Origin of the sequence: Colwellia sp. BRX8-7 (assembly GCF_014077275.1) — a bacterium.
Taxonomy (GTDB): domain Bacteria; phylum Pseudomonadota; class Gammaproteobacteria; order Enterobacterales; family Alteromonadaceae; genus Colwellia_A.
The window spans coordinates 64,034-83,144 of the sequence record NZ_JACGVP010000002.1 but is presented as its reverse complement, the minus strand read 5'-3'; the positions used below and the strand labels follow the sequence as shown (position 1 = coordinate 83,144).

Sequence of the window (19,111 nt, the reverse complement as noted above, 5' to 3'; positions counted from 1 at the left end):
TTTACTTAGCTTATTTTTTACTCGGCTTAAACGCTGCAAATAATTTAAGTTATTTTACCAACAAATTTCAAGTGAAAAAATATGAGTAAACACCTTAAATTAGACATTGTCTCCGACGTTTCCTGCCCTTGGTGTATTATTGGTTACCAGTCTTTAAATCAAGCATTAACCAAACTTGCGGATGATATTTCAGTTGATATCACCTGGCAACCGTTTGAGCTCAATCCTGATATGCCAAAAGAAGGTCAGGATATTACCGAACACATTACCGAAAAATACGGCATTAGTGTTGAACAAAGTGAGCAAAATAGACTGATGATCAAGCAACGAGGTTTAGCGCTTGGTTATGAATTTGGTAACCGTGGTGGTGGTCGAATATATAATACATTTGATGCACATCGGCTGCTTCATTGGGCAAAAGAATATAATAAGCAGACTGAACTTAAACTCGCCTTGTTTGATCTATATTTTAAAGAGAGTGGCGATCCCAGTGATCATCAAAAGCTACTCGATGTAGCGCAAAGTGTTGGTTTAGATAAAGAAAAGGCTCAACAAATATTAGCGTCTGATGAATACGAAGAAGAGGTGCGTACTTTGCAACGCCATTATCAATCAATGGGCATAAGCTCAGTGCCTGCCGTGATAGTCAATGATAAGCATTTGATCAGTGGTGGTCAGCCAGCGGATGTTTTTGAACAAGCATTACGTGAAATAGCTAAAGAAAGTTAAGAAACGTTCTCACAACTCTTTATAAATCAACGTTCAAATGGTATTTAAGTGGATTTAATCGGTCTTACATAAGCTGCTATTAGTTTTACAAGGTTCTTATTCGAATGCGCTTAGGTTACATTTTTAACCAATAAACGCTGCCACTTAACTTACCGTCTCATTAATATCACTAGCTGTTGCGCGGCGAAAGCTTATCTAAACGTTAGTTCGCATAACTATCATAAAAGAAATACAGAGTGGTTATAATACTCGCGAAAATAACAAAATACCTGACCTTAGCTTGTGGCAATTTGCGTGAAACATTTGCAGCAATATAACCTCCAGCTAATGTGCCACACAGCACAATAGTTCCTTGATACCAGGCAATCACATCATTGTAAATAAACACTGTGATAGCAATTATTGATACTGCTGAGGATATCAATAGCTTTAAGCCATTCATTGTATTGATATTAGTGTGACCAGCTAATGCCAGATAGCTAAGGGTAATTATGCCTAAACCGGCATTAAAAAAACCACCATAAATAGCGATACCTAACAGAACAATGATCAGTAATAAACTACCTATTGATGAGGCATGTTGGTGATTGGCTGCCAATTTTTTAAGTCCAGCATTAATCTTGCCGCCAAAAACAAACAATACACTCGCAAATAACAGTAACCAAGGGATAGCTTCACGAAACAGCACTTCAGGTGTTTTTAGTAATAACCATGCACCGATAATACCACCGATCACGCTGATTGTTATAATGAGTGGCAGTTGAGCTTTATTAGCAGCAATCTCTTTTCGAAAAGCATAAGTACCGCTCATATAGCCGGCACATGAGGCAAAAGTGTTGGTCGCATTTGCGATAATGGGAGGAAGGCCAACAAAAATAAGTGCGGGGAAGGTAATAAAGCTACCGCCACCAGCAACTGAGTTAAGCACACCACCAAAAAAACCGGCAAAGAACAGAAAAATCAATTCAAATGACATTAAAAATAATAAACCTGAGCGATTAAATTAGCTAGACGATAACATATTTAAATTGAGTCCAATAGCAACATATAGTTTACTGATAATCTAAAAGTTAAAGGGGGTTATAAAGGGGGGGATAGCGCTGTAAAGCTATATAGAAAGGGGCTATTACGTTGCACATTGAGATAATATTTACCTACGTGAAAAATTGTTCATAGCACTAAATATTATCATTGCCTTGGCACTCATTTTTTTTGTGCCAAATAATCTATAAAGATAAAGTCTCTGGTCATTATTATTTATATGATTATCTTGTATAGCATTTATCATTATTGGTGATTTACCTATCTACCCCTTTAGTTATACAGTGTAAGATATAGCGAAGAAATGTTTTTTGGACAAATATGCTACAATTTCACCGAGACAGTAACCACTCAATTTTATTAGCAGGTATCTTAGCCCTTGTGGTTGGGGTAGGTGTCGCTCGTTTTGTTTTTACGTCGCTATTACCGACTATGCTAGAGGAGTCAATCAGCATCGCCTTCGCTGGTGTGCTTGCCTCAATCAATTATCTTGGCTATTTGATGGGCTCTGTTTTTTCTATTTTTATTAAAGATATACATGCCAAGGTTAGGTATTTTAGATTTGGTTTGTGCCTTTGTGTGCTTTCTTCTTTTGTTTTAGGCATTACCGAAAATAATACTCTATGGATAATTGCGCGATTATTAGCGGGATTTGGTGCGGCAATGGCGCTCGTTGTTGGCTCTGCTGTTGTTATGTTAAAGCTAAAAGCCACCAATAAGACTAAGGCGATGGGTATCCACTTTAGCGGTTTAGGTTTTTCAATTGTCATTACTGATTTAGTTATGAGAGCGGTATTTTATTTTGGTGGCGATTGGAAAGATGCATGGCTAGTACTCGCTATCCTTGGCGCTTTTTTATCTTGCTATTCGGCTTATATCTTAAGGTTTGATAGACAACCAAGCAGTGAAGTGGTGAAACACAAATTTGATAAAACGCTTTTTTCACCTATGGTTATTGTCTTAATTTTGGCTTACTTTACCGAAGGTATCGGTATGGTGGTACAAGCAACATTTCTGCCTGATATCGTCAATTCATTAGACGGATTAGCAGGATATGGCGGCTATGTATGGTTAGCCGTTGGTGTTGCTGGCATCCCTTCTTGTATTATATGGATGCGTTTAGCACATCGCTTTGGCAGTATTAATATCATGATGGCCGCTATGTTGTTGCAGATTGTTGGTATTTTAATTCCTACTTTTTCGAATAATATTATTATGAACCTTATTAGTGGTTTGTTTTTTGGCGCAACATTTATAGGTTTAGTTGCTTTGTTTATGAATTTTGCTGGCCAGCTGTCCAATAAAAACCCGGTCTTTATTATGGGCGCAATCACATCAGCTTACGGCCTTGGCCAAATTATTGCCCCCTTGTATTGTGTGGCACTTATTGAACAATTTACCACTTATAACTATGCCTTATATTTAACGGCTATTATCGTTGCGGGTGGTATTTTGTTATTGACTTATGCCAAGCTAAACTTCAAAGAAGCCAATCAAACCATGCTGTAGGTTTTAGTTTATGCTTTATCTGCAGGCACAGATAAAGCGCATTGTAGGTTAACGGTAAGTTTATTATCAAGTGTTACTGCGCATAACGATTGATATTAGTCTCATTTACGGTTGGTGGTTTTTTAAAGGGATGCAGTTAAGGTGGCTTTTTTGAAAAAATGACTTTTCAGTCATAATACTTGAGATTCAACCAAAATATATAGGATCACTTTGTGCGCTTTACATAACGAGTTGAAAAACTTAAGGTCTTCTTAGATACGATAGCTGACTTTAGCCTTGGCTTATCTAGCGACATTTGAACAGATGAAAATCAGCCCTGCGTTAGATAATAGAATTGTTCTAAATTTCATCAGGAATCTATAAAGTCAAAAATTCTAATTTGATTAGAAAATACCAAAGCGGATATTAGATTAATATAATTTTAGGTATTAAATTCTATGGCGCTTCGGGGCACAAAGCGATTTAGGTTATTAACTCTAGTTTAACTGTATTGCAGTGATGTTTATTGTGGTTTTGATTAGGCTAGAAAAATCGCCTGAATTCATTGTAATTCCATGATGATACTCAGCTTTAGTGGTATAAGTTTAAGTTTTTTCGTAGGGGGGAATACCACCAATTCCAATAATAGGTCGCTCATGGTTATAAACCTAACTATCAACTACCTTGAATACAGAAAATGTTTGAACAAGCACTGTTTACTAATTGTTATGTGAATGACCACAGACTTTAGGAGTAAATTTAGGCTCAATTTTTTGCTTGAGGCTCTTTTAACCCAATATCAATTTTGATTATTTAAAACTTTACGTTTCTGGTGCACGTTAAGATACTATTATAAGGTATTAATATTAATCTTATAGTAGTTTACTATAAGATTGCTAAATCTATTTATTCTTTACAATAACTGTTGGTCCAAACTAAGAGAGTTACTAACATTATCAATGTTCACATAATATCTATCCACCTGGTCTGTAGTGGTCGTAAAGAGCTTTCTAGTCAATTTAAGGAATACTAAATGAAGATTCTTGTCGTCGACGACCATGCGCTATTTCGTGAAGGGTTAGTATACGTGCTTAATGGGCTTGAAAATGACCTAACTATTTTAGAAGCGAGTAATTATGATGAAGCGATTATATATTTAAACAGTCATCCGGATCTTGATATGATTTTGTTGGATCTCTCCATGCCGGATAAAGACGGTTTTGTCCTTTTAAGCTATTGTAGAAAAAATTTCCCACTTGTTTCAGCAGTCGTTTTATCAGCATCGAAACAACAAAGTGACTTAAACCGAGCACTTGATGGTGGCGCTTTAGGTTTTATTCCAAAAGACACAACCAGTAAAGTGATGTTAAATGCACTTCGTTTGATTATTTCAGGTGAAATATACATTCCATCATCGATGACTTTACGAAAAAATAATAATCAGAATACACAGGAAACACTCACTCCTCGACAGCAAGAAGTTGTCAATATGATGATGAAAGGACATTCTAATAAGAAAATAGCGTTAGAAATTGGTATTGCTGAAGCAACGATTAAAATGCATGCCACGTCTATTTTTAAACGTCTTGGCGTAAGTAATAGAACCGAAGCTGCACTTATGATACAAAAACTAGAGCTGTTTAAATAACGCGCGTTTTGGTCATTTTATACTACTTAAAAATGATCTAAGTTTCATCGCTGGAACGGGTTTAAATAACACTAGTAACCCACTGTCTTTTATTTCTATTAATCGTTCTTGCATCATATCACCTGTGATTAATAGCGCAGGGATATCCTTGCCATATTTCTCGTGAAGCGCTTTAATAGCATCAATGCCTGTTCTATTTTCTTTTAACCGGTAATCAGAAATAATAACGTCTGGACTTTGATTGTTTTCTTGAAGTTGGTGTATCGCAACAGTAGTATCGACCGCAGCTATTACCTGATATCCCCAAAGTTCTAGCATACATGTGAGCCCTTCACGGATGCTCTCTTCATCATCAATAACTAGTACGAGTTTATTTGTCGGTTGAATTTGTTCGCATATATTGCTTACTTCGGAATTTGCTTTACTCATCATTACTGCTTGCGTAACAACAATTGAAAAAATTGAACCTTTTCCTATTTCGGAGGTTACTGAAATTTCATGATTAAGTAAGTCGGCAGTTCTTTTAATGATAGATAAACCGAGCCCTAAGCCTTTTTGCCGATCCCTTTCAGGATTACTCACCTGATAAAATTCTTCATAAATTTCTTCAAGTGTCTCTTCAGTCATTCCTATACCTGTGTCTGAGATTCGAATGTAAACTTTCCCGTTACGCGCTTCGCAAATAACTTCCACGCAACCTTCACAGGTATATTTAATGGCATTAGACAAATAATTTCTAAGAATACGTTCAAGTAAATCAGGCTCACTGTGAACGGCTGGATATTCAGTGGGCCATATAAACTCTATATTGTTTTCTTGCGCCTCTCTGGAAAATTCCTTAGTTAACTTGTCAAAGATATCACTCAATGCAAAGTCTTGTTTATTTACTATAACCACACCAGCATCAAGTTGAGATATATCAAGTAACTTGTCAAAAAGATTGGTAAGGGCCGTTACTGATGAATTAATTTGTTCAACAACGCGTTTAACTTTTGGGAACTTGATTGTTTCATCTAGTACCGAGGTAAATAATCCTAATGCATAGAGTGGTTGACGAAGATCATGACTGGCTGCAGCAAGAAACTTAGATTTAGCTTTATTAGCTCGCTCTGCTTCTTCTTTTTGTTCTTTGAGTTGTTCAATAAGAAAGAGGTTTTCAAATCTTAGTGCTAATGTTGCCTTGAAATGTTTATTAATTTTTATGTTAAATAGCGTTAGCACTAAGAAGTATGTAACAGAAATAATGCCCAGGGTATTATGAAATTTATCACCAATGATGAAAAATTGAAGGGTTATTGGCAGTAACGTAGCAGGAATATAAGCAAAGTAGCACGGCAAATAAATACTAAATGTGAAGGCAGAACCTCCTGCCATAACCATTAAACCTCCCAAAAGAAAAATTTGGTATATTTGATTGTCTGCAGGTAAATAAAGAAGGCTAAGCGTCGCCCAAAGTACTCCAGCTAACCCGCTACCTATAATGAGAGATAATGCTAAAGGCCTTAAGTCTTTTGAATCAAATTTATCTTTATAGTTGAAGTACAAGCCAGCTCTAACAGCCACCATAACAAACATTAGCCCTAAACAAATTTTAAGTGAAGTCTGCGAAACGACATCTGAAAAACCATAAGACAGTGCCAAAACAACGACAAAATTAGTAAACAAAATTAAAGGAATAGAACTGTGCATTATTTTAATTTGTTCAGCGTGAATTTTATCTTGAATGTGTTCGTCTTTAACTAATTGCAAAATATTCCCTTTGAGTGTTCTAGGTACCGCGAGTAAATGGTGAATATATTAGTATGTTTATCATGCAGTATTTCAATTGATTCGTCCATCTTACTTCCTAAATTCCAATAAAGTGTAAATATCATGATTTTCAGTTAGATAGGATGTAACTACAGACTTTAGTCTGTGGTAGGTAGACCTATGGGGACTTATACGCTGGTAAGGGCAAGCGTATTATAGGTGCATAAGGCCAATGTGTGCTCGGATAAATAACATAGATTTTTCGCTATAAAGCATCAATCGAATATAACGGACTATTACCATGAAAACTTCAGAAATATCTTCTCCTCCAACGATAAGTTTTCCTTATAAGCCTGACTTCAGTTCAACTAAGTTATGGATGGCCACTTGTGTACTGCTTTCTTCAATGGTTATTAACATTCGAGTGAATGTCTCTTGGGGCAATGTATGAAAGTGCTAGTGATATTGGCATTTTGCTTAGTTGCTCTACTGGCATATTTTTTTCAAGAGCCGCTTGTAGAAAAAGAAATTCTAGTTCTAGATAAAACGCTAGTAGCAAGCATTTCAAATAGAAATATTTCTGTAGTAGATCTCATTGAGCGTCTCAAGTCACGTAGTGGTGGTATACGACAACAGATGGCCAGCGAGCAACAAAAACAACTCGTACTCAATGAAATGATTGCTCGTGAAGTACAAGTAATTGCAGCAATGCGCGCTGGTTATAATACTGACCCTAAAATTATAGCCGCCTTTGAGAACCTTATGGTGGCAAAGCTTAGAAACAATCAACTCGACCAGCTTATTAATGAAGTCAATGTAACTGACGATGAAATTTCCGCTTATTATCAAGACAACATCGTAAGATACACTACACCTGCAATGACACGTTTTGCCATGATCCAGTTGGCACTATCCCCACAAGCATCGGCAGAAAAATACGCATCGGTAAAAACCACAGCTGAACAGGTGTATAGCTTAGCGAAAACCTTACCTGATTCGATAAATGGTTTTGGCTCTCTAGCGGCGAAATATTCTGATCATCAAGCCTCACGCTACAGTGGTGGTGATGTGGGTTGGTTAACTTCGGGCAAACAAGGGCAATTTGATATTGTTATTGCTACAGCACTCACACAACTCACCCATAAAGCTAAGTTATCGCCATTAGTACAAGGCATTGATGGCTTTTATTTATTAAAACTTATCGATATAAAGCCTGAACATCAAAAATCGCTAGCGCAGGTATCTGGCAATATTAATAACTTAATAGCAAAGAAAAAACGCAAACAGGTTGAATCTGATTGGTTGCTTTCACTGCAAGAGTTGGCAGCACCGCTCGTTATTAATCAACAAGCAATGCAAAGAATTGATCTTTCTAATGCAGCACAGGTACCTAAAAACATGCAAGCATCACCTTTATTACCACAAGGCTAACTGATGCTATATCCAACAATAATAATCCAGACCTTCTTACTCGGAGTCGAATAATGATTAAGTCAATATCACCTTTTGCCAGTATTAGCGTGTCGTTTGCAATATTCTTAAGCAGTATACTTTTCAGTGGCTCATCAATGGCAACTGTCAGCTGTGTAGAAGGCGGGCAATGTACCCAAACCATTGAGCTCGTGCCAGGATGGAATGCTATATATGTACAGGTAGAGCCTGAAGATGGTGGAACTCAGGCGGTATTTGCAGATTTTGTTGATGAAACCGGCCCACAAATAAACAGCGTGTGGACTTGGCTTGAGCAGCGATCAAAAATCGATTTTATTCAAGACCCTGATCCGGAAAATCTATTAAGTGCGGCTGGTTGGTTACGTTATTTTCCGCCGCAAGCACAACAGTCTTTTTTAACTAACCTGTTTGCTATTTCGTCTAACCGTTCTTACTTGGTTAATCTGGCCGGTAGTGCTAACGCCTCCTTGACCATTAGTGGTAAACCCGTAGTGCCGAAAGCAAATTGGGTGGCAGGGTCATTTAATTTAACGGGTTTTCATATTGACCCTACTAACCCGCCTATTTTCTCCGATTTTTTAGCTAACTCATCCGCACATAATGGCCAGCCTATTTACCGTTTAAATAACAACAGCTGGCAGTTGGTTGACCCTTTAACTACACCGATTGAACCTGATGTAGCGTACTGGATTTTCAGTCAAAGCGGCAGTGATTTTACCGGCCCCATGCATATTGATTTACCGCAGCTAAACCGGCTTGAATACGGCTCTACACTAGCGCGCTTAAAACCAATTTTACATAATCGACAGAACGCTGAGCAAGATGTTAAGTTGCACCTTATTGGCGACGCGCTTGGCTTGCGTTACTCCAACGATAACCCAATTGCAGCAGAGCGATGGTTGGCCTTGCCAGCAAGTCTCAGTAAAACCCTTCCTGCCAGTGGCGAACTGCGTTTTCCTTTGGGCGTACGACGCGCCGATTTTACCACTGAAAACTTTAGTCAAACCCTTGAAGTTATTGGTGGTGCGGGTAGTCGTTGGTTAATACCTGTAAGCGCTTCTGCCCCCAAACTCAATTCTTTGTGGATAGGCACAGTAACGATAAACCAAGTTTCGCAGGTGCAGAATTACAAGCACGATTGCGATATTGCTGCCTATCAAGAAATATCCTCTGTGTTAGTAGACGGTGTACCCGTTACCACTACTACAAATATACCGGCCCAAACTTATGCTTTGTGTGTCGATGATAATCGACTACCCATAACAAAAGATGCCGGCAACGTATTAACGCCGGTTGCCGCTGAATTTTCGTTTCGCATTATTATGCATCGCGACGGCACACAAGTGCGCTTACTTAAAGATGTGATTCAAATGCGTAAAAAAAATCTTGATGGCACTGTGGGTGATTACGTTTTACTTACCGATGACTCACTCATAGCCGACTATACCGGCATAGTTTTACGAGATGGCGAAGCCGTTGGTAAACGTGTTAGCACCATGGCCTATGATTTTGGTTTGGATGATTCAGGCACAGAAATCACCAGTATGGGCATGGAAGGGGGCGGCTCGTTAGATACCCATGTAACTTTTCAGCTGAATTTAGCTGCCACAGCGCCAACAAACCCTTTTGGTCATATTTATCATGCTCAGCATGGTAAAAAAACCATAGATGGCCAAGTGGTATCAAGAGCTTATGCCGTGAACCGAAAAATGGAATTTACCTTTGAGACTATCGAAAATGGACTCGGTGCAGGCTATGACGCTAAAGGTGGAACTTATAGAGAAGTGGTTGATGGGTTACACAAATTACCCATTATTGCTGCAGGCACCTTTACGCTGCGACACGCCGCTCAAATTGATAAATTGAACCAATAAGGCATCAACCAATGAAAACTATACAACCACATAAAACCAATAATTGGTGCCTAAAGTTAGTTTGGGTATTGCTCATTATTTTTGCATCGATACAAAATAGTATGGCGCAATGGCCAGTGCAATTTGGTGGCGACGGTGATGAAGAAATTATCGACATGGCAGTAGACAGCAATGGCAATATTATTGTTGTCGGCATGTTTGACATCAAAAACTACATTCCTCTAGGCACTGATGCTAAGTCACTCATTATAGAATCAGCTGGCGGCAAAGATATTTTCGTTGCCTCTTATAACAGTGGCGGTAATGTCAATTGGGTCAGAACAGTCGGCGGCACGGGCGACGATACGGTCAGCTCAGTAGCCGTTGATCATGAAAATGCTATTTATATTAACGGTAATATTGGCTCTGGCGCTGCAACTTTTGGTAACGACAGAGAAACGAGTCTTAGTGTTAATACCGGTTTTACAGGTAAATTTTTTGCTGGCGGAACAAAAGATTGGGCAAAAACCACAACTTATTCTCATTATACTGCACAAAATGATGTTGATTTAGCCTCGTACACAACCACCACTATTAATGCACAACAACAAGAAGAGTTTGCCAGTGGTCTCTTTAGTGGAAAAACAGCAGTCGCAAAGTCATGGAAAGGATATTTCAACGGTATTGATGCTGATGGACTAAGTTCAACAACATACATGATTGAAGGCGGAGATGGAGAGTTGGAATATAGACAAGAAGTGAGCCGAATAGCAGCATCATCGGCGACTGAGGTTTATGTGTTGGGTGTTATTGCTGGTATTGGAAATACTGGAGGCTCATGGTGTGGTACCAATATAGCAAGTGGTGGTGTTTATCCTTATGAGTCGTGGGTATTTGTCTCAAAATACCAAGAAATTAATGGCGTATGGACATGCCAGTGGTTAACACAAGTCGACGATATTCAATATAGAGGCGACATCGTTACCGATATTGAAGGCGACGTATATTATAGCGCTGCTGGCTTAGTCAAACGCTTAGATGGTGGAAGCGGTACTGAAAGTATTTTAGGTGAAGTAGACGACCGTTCGTTATTTACTAAACCTTCGGCTTATACCGTTAGGTACATGGACCATCTTAGTACAGACTTAGGTGGGTTGGCAGTTGATGACGAACAGAACGTTTATATTTCAGGTGCCTATGTTGGCGCACCAATTTTTACCGATCTTGACGAAGCGAAACAATTAAGAGCAGTAACAACACCGTCTTTATTTGTCGCCAAACTGTCGGCAAATGAGAGAAGTGCTGACCCTTTCGGCTGGAAATGGGCAACCACAACTACAACAATTAACGACGAAGAAGACTACATTGCACAAAAAAACGCACGCATTGGGTTAAGCGCCACTGGCAATACTGTATTTGTGGCAGGTTCTACTTCGGGTCGAGAGCGTTTTAATGACAGTGTTGTTGAGCCAAAAGATCGTCAGGTTCTTAGCTTTGATGGCATTGATGATGCTCTGATAATACCATCGGCAGAAACCGAAAGCATTCTCTCTCCTACCGTAGAATTTAGTTTTGCCTTGCGTTTTGGCAACTTAGCTGAATTTCCTCAAGCGCTAATTAGTGATAATGATCCATCGGGCCAAGTATCCGATGCTAACCGCTTCAGCTTGGTGATGGAGTCGCCTACTGAGTTGGTTTTAAACAATTCAGGCGTTACTGGGGATAAACGTTTAATACTTGCATCGCCACTTAATGATGGTAAAACGCACACTTTACGATTTAATTATCAAGCCAGAGCCGGTGAAAATGGTGCTGATATAACGGTTTGGCTTGATGGTGTTCAGCAAGATACTGGTTGGTATAGTTCTTGTCCTGGCAATTGTTTATTTTATGCCGCAAAGTTGTTTTCTTTGGGCTCTCCTGGTGTGTTAGTGGGTACTCATTATTTTAAAGGTACGCTTGAGTCGTTTTCTTTAAATACATTTCCTGTGAACACCTATCCGGACTGTCCCGGCAACACATGTATAAATGGAGAATGGGATTTCACAAGCTCTGCAGAAAATGGCGATATTAGTGATGTAATAGGCAATAACGATATCCTATTAGCAGATCTAAACGCGGCGCAAACACCTTCAATTGGTATTAATACAGACACTGCCCTTAGCTTTGATGGTATTGATAATGTTATTTCAATGCCAATTCCTTATGACACGGTTACACAACAAATACCCGTTTATGAACTTGGTTTTAAAGTATGGTTTGCTGATAATGCCGACGCGTCTTATCCGCAAGTGTTAATGAGTGATAACACCAGATTTCATTTAATTATGGAATCGCCAACCTTGATAACCCTCATTGAAAATCGTGCAGAAAATACCGAGGGCGCATTTAAATTCAAATTAAATTCGCCGCTACAAAGTGGTCAATGGCATAACATTAAAATTAATCGAGCGCTTGAAATATATGGTGATTTTGACAATGCCGTTAGAGCAACAGTTTGGGTCGATGGTGGGCAAATTTATCGTGAAACTAACACCAGTGAATGGTTATATGAATTTGGAGGCATTGAATACAGTGGCTTTGCCGCACAAACTCTGTTTTTTGGACAAACGAGTAGCACAATAGCAGGGTACACCAATCTAAAACCTTTCAACGGTTATGTTGATGAACTCTATATAAACGCTGAAGTATATTCGTTAGATGCACTACAACTTGCCGATCCAGATGGTCCTGAATATTCACAGGGGCCACTTACCCCAAGTGATTTAAGCCTCAAAGGTTTATGGGAGTTTAATACACCACTAACCAATAGTGTAATTCCCAATTCCGCAAGCTCAGGCACAATGATGGATATTGATATTAGCGGTTTAAGCGCGGCAGAACTTCCTAGCCAAATCATCAATAAATACGATGATCCTCGCGATGGCTATATCTCATTATTAGATGCTGTGTCAGGCTCGTGGTTAATACCGCAAAGCTGGGAAATTGGTGAAGCAATAGCCTTGCCTGATGGAGCATTGCCATTACAACCCGATATTAAAATTGATGGCCAATTAGCTTCCGACTACTCCAGTTACCTATACTGGAGTCCTTCAGAAGGGAAACTATACGTCATTGGTGAAGCACCGGGTATTGTTACAATTGAATGGAAAGTCAGTTCAGATACACAAAATGAAACTAGAGTCACAACGTTAGGCTCGCCAGTTCAAACCAATAAAAATGTACAAACACACGTTGCGGGAACTTCTGTTCTGCTTGAACCTGCAGTAAATAATACAGCGCAACGTTTGGTATTTAGTGGTGTTGTGTATCCAGCAAACTCGAATGATTTAGTGAGTGCGGGTATTCAGGGCAAGGTTTTCAATCGAGCTTCTGTAACGGCAAGTCAGTCTGACTATGTTACCTTGCAATACACAGTTACACCGGAAGGTGAAGCGCCTAATGCACAGCTTCAAGCGTCAGTATTTCAAATCGTTTATACCAAAGACTGGCACGATCCAAGTTTTGACCTTCAGACCGCAGCCGGTAGTTGTGTTATTGGGCAGCCAATAACAGACGATAGGCATAATCTATTGAGCAGTCGCAATGGTCATGTGGTTAATAGTCTTTCTCGCTATGACGGTACCATTCATACAGCAGGCATTGGCCCCATTATACCGGTTAATAAACGTGCCTCTGATGAAATTGACGATTACCTTGGTGTCGTTTGGTATACCGCCAACGATTTTGGACAATATTGGGGCGATACCCCCGCGCAATATAATTGTGCTTGGCCAGAAAATCCTAACAAAATAGTGATTGCGAGCCAACAAGGTTTCGAGCTACTGCCAAATATGAGCAATCCTGTTATTTATCGCCAAAATGACCCTGAGCTAGCCGGTTATAACCCAAACGAAGAGCATGCATTATTTGAAAACGAAAGAGTTTACGCCTTACGCAATGATTTGAATGTAGTGCTTCAAGCAGCAAATTCAGCACAAGGCTCTGATCCTTACGTATTGATAAAATATCAAGACTCAATAGCTGACAATCAATGGGCGTTTGAAGTATTAGCCATTGCAGCAAGTACTAATAACAGACCTTTTAGCCCAATTGATGGCAGTGAACTTTATCGTCAAACTGCCGGCTTATTGTTACAACTGCCACAACCGATGACCCGTATGGCGGTTTGTGAAGAAAATGCAATTACCGTAGATGAATCTACAGCGGCTTGGCAAGATAAAGACGATTTTACCTGGGCAAGAGCCGCAGGTGATGTCACTTTACAATATTACTATCCATTGCAAGGCGGTTTTGATTACGATCTAGATGCCGATGGGTTTCAAGATTTAGAAATAGGTACCTGTATACCTTGGTTAAATAGATTAAACAATAACACCGCTGACTCACCTCCGGTAAATGTTGAATACAGTTTTGAATGGCCAGCATCTGTACCGGTGTTGCAACCGGGTGCCACATTATTCAAACCGAATGGCGAAGTGCCTTGCTCAAATGGCGCCGAGGCTGAAAAAGCATGCTATTTACCCACCATTGACGGCCAAGCTGCCGCACAAATTATTTACGATGAAAGTGTGGAAACAGGTAACGGGCAAGTTGCCGATGCCTTGGTTAAGTTGATGGACCCTTTAAGTGCGCGTAGCGTCGATTTAGAAGAATTAGACGCTACTATTGGCACCTTAAGTCAGCAAGGAAAACTGTTTTTCATCGATCTACCTTTTGTGCTCCGTTCTCGCTTAAGTTATGACAAAATCAATAAACAATTAAGTTTCAAAGGCACGGTTGATTTCCCCTTGTTTGGTGACCCGCACTTACTACCGAACATTATGACAAACAAAGAAAAACAACAAATTTTAGCGCTAAGCATCAACACGCCATTTCAAGACGCAGTAAAGGCCCTATATAACTTAACGCGTAATCCTAATCAACTTGATTTGGTTGCTAACGATGGTGAAGGTGGTGGCTCAGATGGCATACCAGATATTGCCTACTTAATTGGTTTGCAGCCCAAATATTTAGGTAAAGGTATTGATGAAGATGGTGACGGGCTCGCTGACAACTTTGTAGATTTAAACCCTATTAATCAAAAAGATGATCGCTTAGACGACAGTGAATTTAGTTTACCCGGGGGGCAGTTTTTAGCGAGTGCAGTTGACCATACCATAGCAGAGCCACAAGCTATGCTAGGATCTCGTATGGCACTTACAGCTGGCCGCCCAGCTGGCGAAGGCTATGTAACCGTTGTATTTAATAACGACCCTAGTTTAAGTTTACCCATTGAATTAGAAGTTATAAATTTGAGTGCTGATTATGGCGTGTACCAAGGTAATATATGGGTTGTGCCATCAGATAATATTTTTGAAGAAGCATTAACCTTGCGCCATACAGGCGATTTTGCAGGTGATCCTGATGAGATTTCTTTCAATTGGTATTATCAACCGGATACCAGTGGTCAACCTTTTGCACCGCTTAATACAGATTTCGGCCCTGATAATTCTGGAGACTGGGACTTACTCACGCCAGATTCAGGTCTTGGCGCACTGGATATTACTATTCAAGGTCCCGGTTTATTAACCCTGAGTGATAATTGGTTTATTACCCATTATACCGGTTTACCTATTCGAGATAATGCCACGGTTCCTAGTCCGTGGGCAGGTGACCCAACGCAACCACCCAATGCACCCAAAGCAATGTTAGCCATGGGCTGGATAAAACGGGTTATTGCCGGCTTGAATCCATTTGATCAGCGGGTTAATAATTTCCGCACCGATGAAATTAGTACCTTAAGCAGTATGATAGCCCAAGCAGGCAAACCGTATTCAGGTCCTATTCCCTTTAATCCTGACCCAGATGTTGTCAATGCTGTCGGTATTATTGAAGCGTACCAAACAATATTAGAGCGCGGTAAAGACTTAAGTATTCGTTCTGGTTTCGATGATATTGCGGCGAATACGCAGTTGTTGAATGCTTCAACCCGCATTGCTGACTTATATATGCTGCTAGGTAATGAAGCTTATGCTGATGCGCAAGACCCAACTATTGGTTTTGATACCAGCAGCACTGTAGGCAGCTTAGCGTCTTCAATATTTACCTTTCAAAATCAGTTGGTATCGCCGTTAGAAGAAGAACTAGTATTATTGCGTGGTCGTGATGACAGCCGCGCTGGTGTTGCAGGAGCTCCTGTTAATAACCGCTTGTTTTGGAACTTTACTCAAGGCAGTGGCGAAGTTGCTTATGTACAAAGTTACCGAATTACTGATCAGAACGCCGATGGATTCATTAATGAGACCGATGCCAGCATACTTTATCCGCAAGGGCATGGTGATGCTTGGGGCCATTACTTAACCTCGGTTAAAACGAGATACGATCTATTACAAGAGCCAAATTACACTTGGACACCACGCACTGAGTCAGTAACGATTGGTGGCGCGCCCATTGAAATTGACTACTTAGATGAGCGGAAATTTGCCGGTGCAGCAGCAGCTAAAGCACGCGCGGGTGCTGAAATAGTGAACTTAAGTTATCGTGAAAAATATGTCGAAGCGCCTTCAGGTCAATGGCAAGGTTATAAAGATACCGACCGAGAACGTGCTTGGGGTTTAGACGGTTGGGCACGACGTTCTGGACAAGGGGCTTATTTTGATTGGCTTACTGCCAACGCCATACTCCCTTCACAAGACCCTAATCCCGACAATGAGGGAATTGAAAAAATTGACCGCACAACCGTGGTTGAGTTAGCCCAAATAATTTCGGGTTTCAATTCAATTCAAGCACAAGTTGATAAAGCTGACGCTGGTTTAAATCCTTTAGGTTTAGCCAAAGGAGTGGTGCCATTCGATATCGACCCTAGCTTCTTGCAAGTAAGTTCAGCAGTACAAGGCCAGAATCATTTTGACCAAATTGCCAGTCGTGCTCAAAAGGCATTGGATAACGCCCTAGTCGTTTTTGATCACGCCAGTCAACAAACGCAGTCGCTACGAAACGTGCAAGATGATGTTGATAAATTAACCTCACTGGTAAGTGAACAAGAACGAGGCTTTAAAAACCAATTAATTGAAATATTCGGTTATCCGTATGCGGGTGATATGGGCGGAGGAAAAACCTACCCGTCTGATTACGATGGGCCAGACATTCTTCATTATCAGTATGTTAGTTCTGAGTTATCGGGTAATTTACTGCCAAATGCTGAATTTACAACTTTCTTCTCTCCCATGACATTTGGTACTGAAAATAGCTTTATATTTGACGCAGACTCCCTAAATAATGCATACACTAATGTCGATGCTGGAGCAATATTAGAGGTTAACTTTCCTATTGTAACGGGAGCAGACTGGGACTTTATCGCTCCTGTAGCTTGGGGTAAGCGACGGGCACCGGGGCAATTACAAGTAGCCGTGTCAGATTTGCTTCAATCTCAGGCCAATTTAAAGCGAGCTTTAAAGCGACATGAAAACTTATTATTAGATTTAGAAGCCGCTGTAGATTTGGTGGAAGCGGAATACAACACCGCGGCTGAAACAATTACCGTATTACAAAACCAACAGAATTTATCTGATGATTTAGAATCTGCAATTGGGCTTGCAAGAGCTGTACAGCTCTCTGGGCGAACGGCAGCTAAAGTAGGTGAAGAAATCGGTGAAGCAGTTAAAGAATGCTTTCCAAAAGCAGTTGGATTCTCAGTTGACGCTACTTCCGTTCCTAGATGTACTGCTTTGGCTGGTATAGGTGTAGCGGCAAACGTTCTCGGCTTCGCAGCTGCAGATAATGCTGAGATTGCAGAGCTAGATTTAGAACTCCGTAAAGAAGCAGCTGAACTGCAAGCGGGTATTGAACTGATTTCAAATACAACCAATGTTGAGTTGTTAGCGCGGATAAAAGCACTTGAAAATCTTTGGCGCGAAGAAGCTGTACTTCGATTGGAGCTTTTTACTCAAAGTGAAGTGGTCAATCAGACTCAAGGTCGCTATTTCGCAAAACTGGCTGAGGGTGAACGCTTAATTGAAGAACGTAGGGCATTTCGTATAGCCGCTGCCGGAGATACTCAGCAATATCGTTACCGAGATATGACCTTCCGTATTTTCCGCAACGATGCTTTAGCGAAATATAGAGCGCAGTTCGACTTAGCTGCTCGTTATGTGTATTTAGCAGCTGCAGCTTACGATTATGAAACTAACTTATTGGGTAATGAATCTGGATCGGGTCGTGACTTTCTTGCTGATATTGTGCGTCAGCGCAGTTTAGGGCAGGTGATTAACGGTGTACCTATTGCTGGAACACCTGGCCTAGCCGATGTATTGGCGCGTCTCACTCAGAATTTTGATGTCTATCGAGGTCAGTTAGGGTTCAACAACCCCCAAGTTGAAGACAATCGCTTTTCGCTTCGCAAAGAGCTCTTCAGGCTGGCGGGAAATGACGACGCGTGGAGTAAAACTTTAGAAGAGGCTCGTGTCGCTAACCTTTGGGATATACCTGAATTTAAACGTTATGCGCGCCCGTTCACGGTAGAAAGTGCGGGTGAGCAGCCGGGCTTAGTGATCAGGTTTCCAACAACAGTGACCTTCGGTTTAAACTTTTTTGGCCATCAACTCGGTGGAGGAGATAGTGCTTACGACCCCACTAATTTTGCCACTAAAGTTAGGGCAGTAGGCGCTTGGTTTGAAGGTTATGACGGCGCCGCATTGTCTAATACGCCACGGGTTTATTTAATACCTGTAGGTATGGATGTATTACGTTCGCCCTCAGGGGATGACTTTAAAACCAGAGAATGGCATGTTGTTGACCAAAAACTGCCTGCACCTTTTCCATTAGGCGCTTCAGATTTATCTAATCCTGAGTGGATACCTGCCAATGATTCATTAAGCGATACTTATGGCGATATCCGTCGTATGTCGAGCTTTCGTGCCTATCATGACAGCGGTGAATATGTTCCGTCACAATCGATCAGTGATTCTCGTTTGGTTGGACGATCGGTGTGGAATACCGAATGGATGCTGATTATTCCTGGTGGCACTTTGCAGAATGACTCAGACGAAGGACTAAATCGCTTTATTCACGGGCAATTAACACCCGATGGCGTTAATCGCGATGGTTCTGGTATTACAGATATTCTTTTACACTTTCAAACCTACGGTTATTCAGGGAATTAAGGCGATGA

The 19,111-nt window shown here is 40.5% G+C and carries 9 protein-coding genes; 7 read left to right on the top strand and 2 right to left on the bottom strand.

Going from position 1 to position 19,111, the window contains the following annotated elements; genetic code table 11:
• Nucleotides 1-81 precede the first annotated feature (81 nt).
• Nucleotides 82-729, top strand: a complete 648-nt coding sequence (locus H4J57_RS02520; RefSeq protein ID WP_182214251.1) for a DsbA family oxidoreductase — start codon at nucleotides 82-84, stop codon at nucleotides 727-729.
• 202 nt (nucleotides 730-931) lie between these two features.
• Here H4J57_RS02520 and H4J57_RS02515 read toward each other — a convergent pair whose 3' ends face one another.
• On the bottom strand, nucleotides 932-1,705 hold the full coding sequence (locus H4J57_RS02515; RefSeq protein ID WP_182241855.1) for a sulfite exporter TauE/SafE family protein: 774 nt from the start codon (nucleotides 1,703-1,705) through the stop codon (nucleotides 932-934).
• Between the two features lie 386 nt (nucleotides 1,706-2,091).
• Here H4J57_RS02515 and H4J57_RS02510 point away from each other — a divergent pair, with 386 nt between their 5' ends.
• Both H4J57_RS02510 and H4J57_RS02505 read left to right on the top strand, forming a co-directional pair.
• A complete protein-coding gene (locus H4J57_RS02510; RefSeq protein WP_182241854.1) occupies nucleotides 2,092-3,279 on the top strand; it encodes a YbfB/YjiJ family MFS transporter in 1,188 nt (395 codons plus the stop codon).
• Between the two features lie 1,012 nt (nucleotides 3,280-4,291).
• Complete coding sequence (locus H4J57_RS02505; RefSeq protein ID WP_182241853.1) at nucleotides 4,292-4,906, top strand: response regulator transcription factor; 615 nt, start codon at nucleotides 4,292-4,294, stop codon at nucleotides 4,904-4,906.
• 12 nt (nucleotides 4,907-4,918) lie between these two features.
• Here H4J57_RS02505 and H4J57_RS02500 read toward each other — a convergent pair whose 3' ends face one another.
• A complete protein-coding gene (locus H4J57_RS02500; protein ID WP_182241852.1) occupies nucleotides 4,919-6,655 on the bottom strand; it encodes a HAMP domain-containing sensor histidine kinase in 1,737 nt (578 codons plus the stop codon).
• A 301-nt stretch (nucleotides 6,656-6,956) separates the two neighbouring features.
• Here H4J57_RS02500 and H4J57_RS02495 point away from each other — a divergent pair, with 301 nt between their 5' ends.
• The 4 genes from H4J57_RS02495 to H4J57_RS02480 are packed head-to-tail and all read left to right on the top strand — an operon-like array spanning nucleotide 6,957 to nucleotide 19,103.
• The gene (locus tag H4J57_RS02495) at nucleotides 6,957-7,106 is read left to right on the top strand and encodes a hypothetical protein (protein WP_182241851.1); all 150 of its coding nucleotides are present in this window, start codon (nucleotides 6,957-6,959) and stop codon (nucleotides 7,104-7,106) included.
• Entirely contained in the window at nucleotides 7,103-8,086 is a 984-nt protein-coding gene (locus tag H4J57_RS02490) for a peptidyl-prolyl cis-trans isomerase (RefSeq protein ID WP_182241850.1), read from the top strand. The genes H4J57_RS02495 and H4J57_RS02490 overlap by 4 nt, the downstream gene beginning before the upstream one ends.
• Before the next feature lie 53 nt (nucleotides 8,087-8,139).
• A complete protein-coding gene (locus H4J57_RS02485) occupies nucleotides 8,140-9,981 on the top strand; it encodes a hypothetical protein (RefSeq protein WP_182241849.1) in 1,842 nt (613 codons plus the stop codon).
• Between the two features lie 11 nt (nucleotides 9,982-9,992).
• On the top strand, nucleotides 9,993-19,103 hold the full coding sequence (locus H4J57_RS02480) for a hypothetical protein (protein ID WP_182241848.1): 9,111 nt from the start codon (nucleotides 9,993-9,995) through the stop codon (nucleotides 19,101-19,103).
• Nucleotides 19,104-19,111 lie beyond the last annotated feature (8 nt).

Bases quoted from the DNA above. Each gene is read 5' to 3' on its own strand.
- H4J57_RS02490 (WP_182241850.1), top strand. From the start codon at position 7,103: ATGAAAGTGCTAGTGATATTGGCATTTTGCTTAGTTGCTCTACTGGCA.
- H4J57_RS02515 (WP_182241855.1), bottom strand. From the start codon at position 1,705: ATGTCATTTGAATTGATTTTTCTGTTCTTTGCCGGTTTTTTTGGTGGT.
- H4J57_RS02495 (WP_182241851.1), top strand. From the start codon at position 6,957: ATGAAAACTTCAGAAATATCTTCTCCTCCAACGATAAGTTTTCCTTAT.
- H4J57_RS02520 (WP_182214251.1), top strand. From the start codon at position 82: ATGAGTAAACACCTTAAATTAGACATTGTCTCCGACGTTTCCTGCCCT.
- H4J57_RS02505 (WP_182241853.1), top strand. From the start codon at position 4,292: ATGAAGATTCTTGTCGTCGACGACCATGCGCTATTTCGTGAAGGGTTA.
- H4J57_RS02485 (WP_182241849.1), top strand. From the start codon at position 8,140: ATGATTAAGTCAATATCACCTTTTGCCAGTATTAGCGTGTCGTTTGCA.
- H4J57_RS02480 (WP_182241848.1), top strand. From the start codon at position 9,993: ATGAAAACTATACAACCACATAAAACCAATAATTGGTGCCTAAAGTTA.
- H4J57_RS02510 (WP_182241854.1), top strand. From the start codon at position 2,092: ATGCTACAATTTCACCGAGACAGTAACCACTCAATTTTATTAGCAGGT.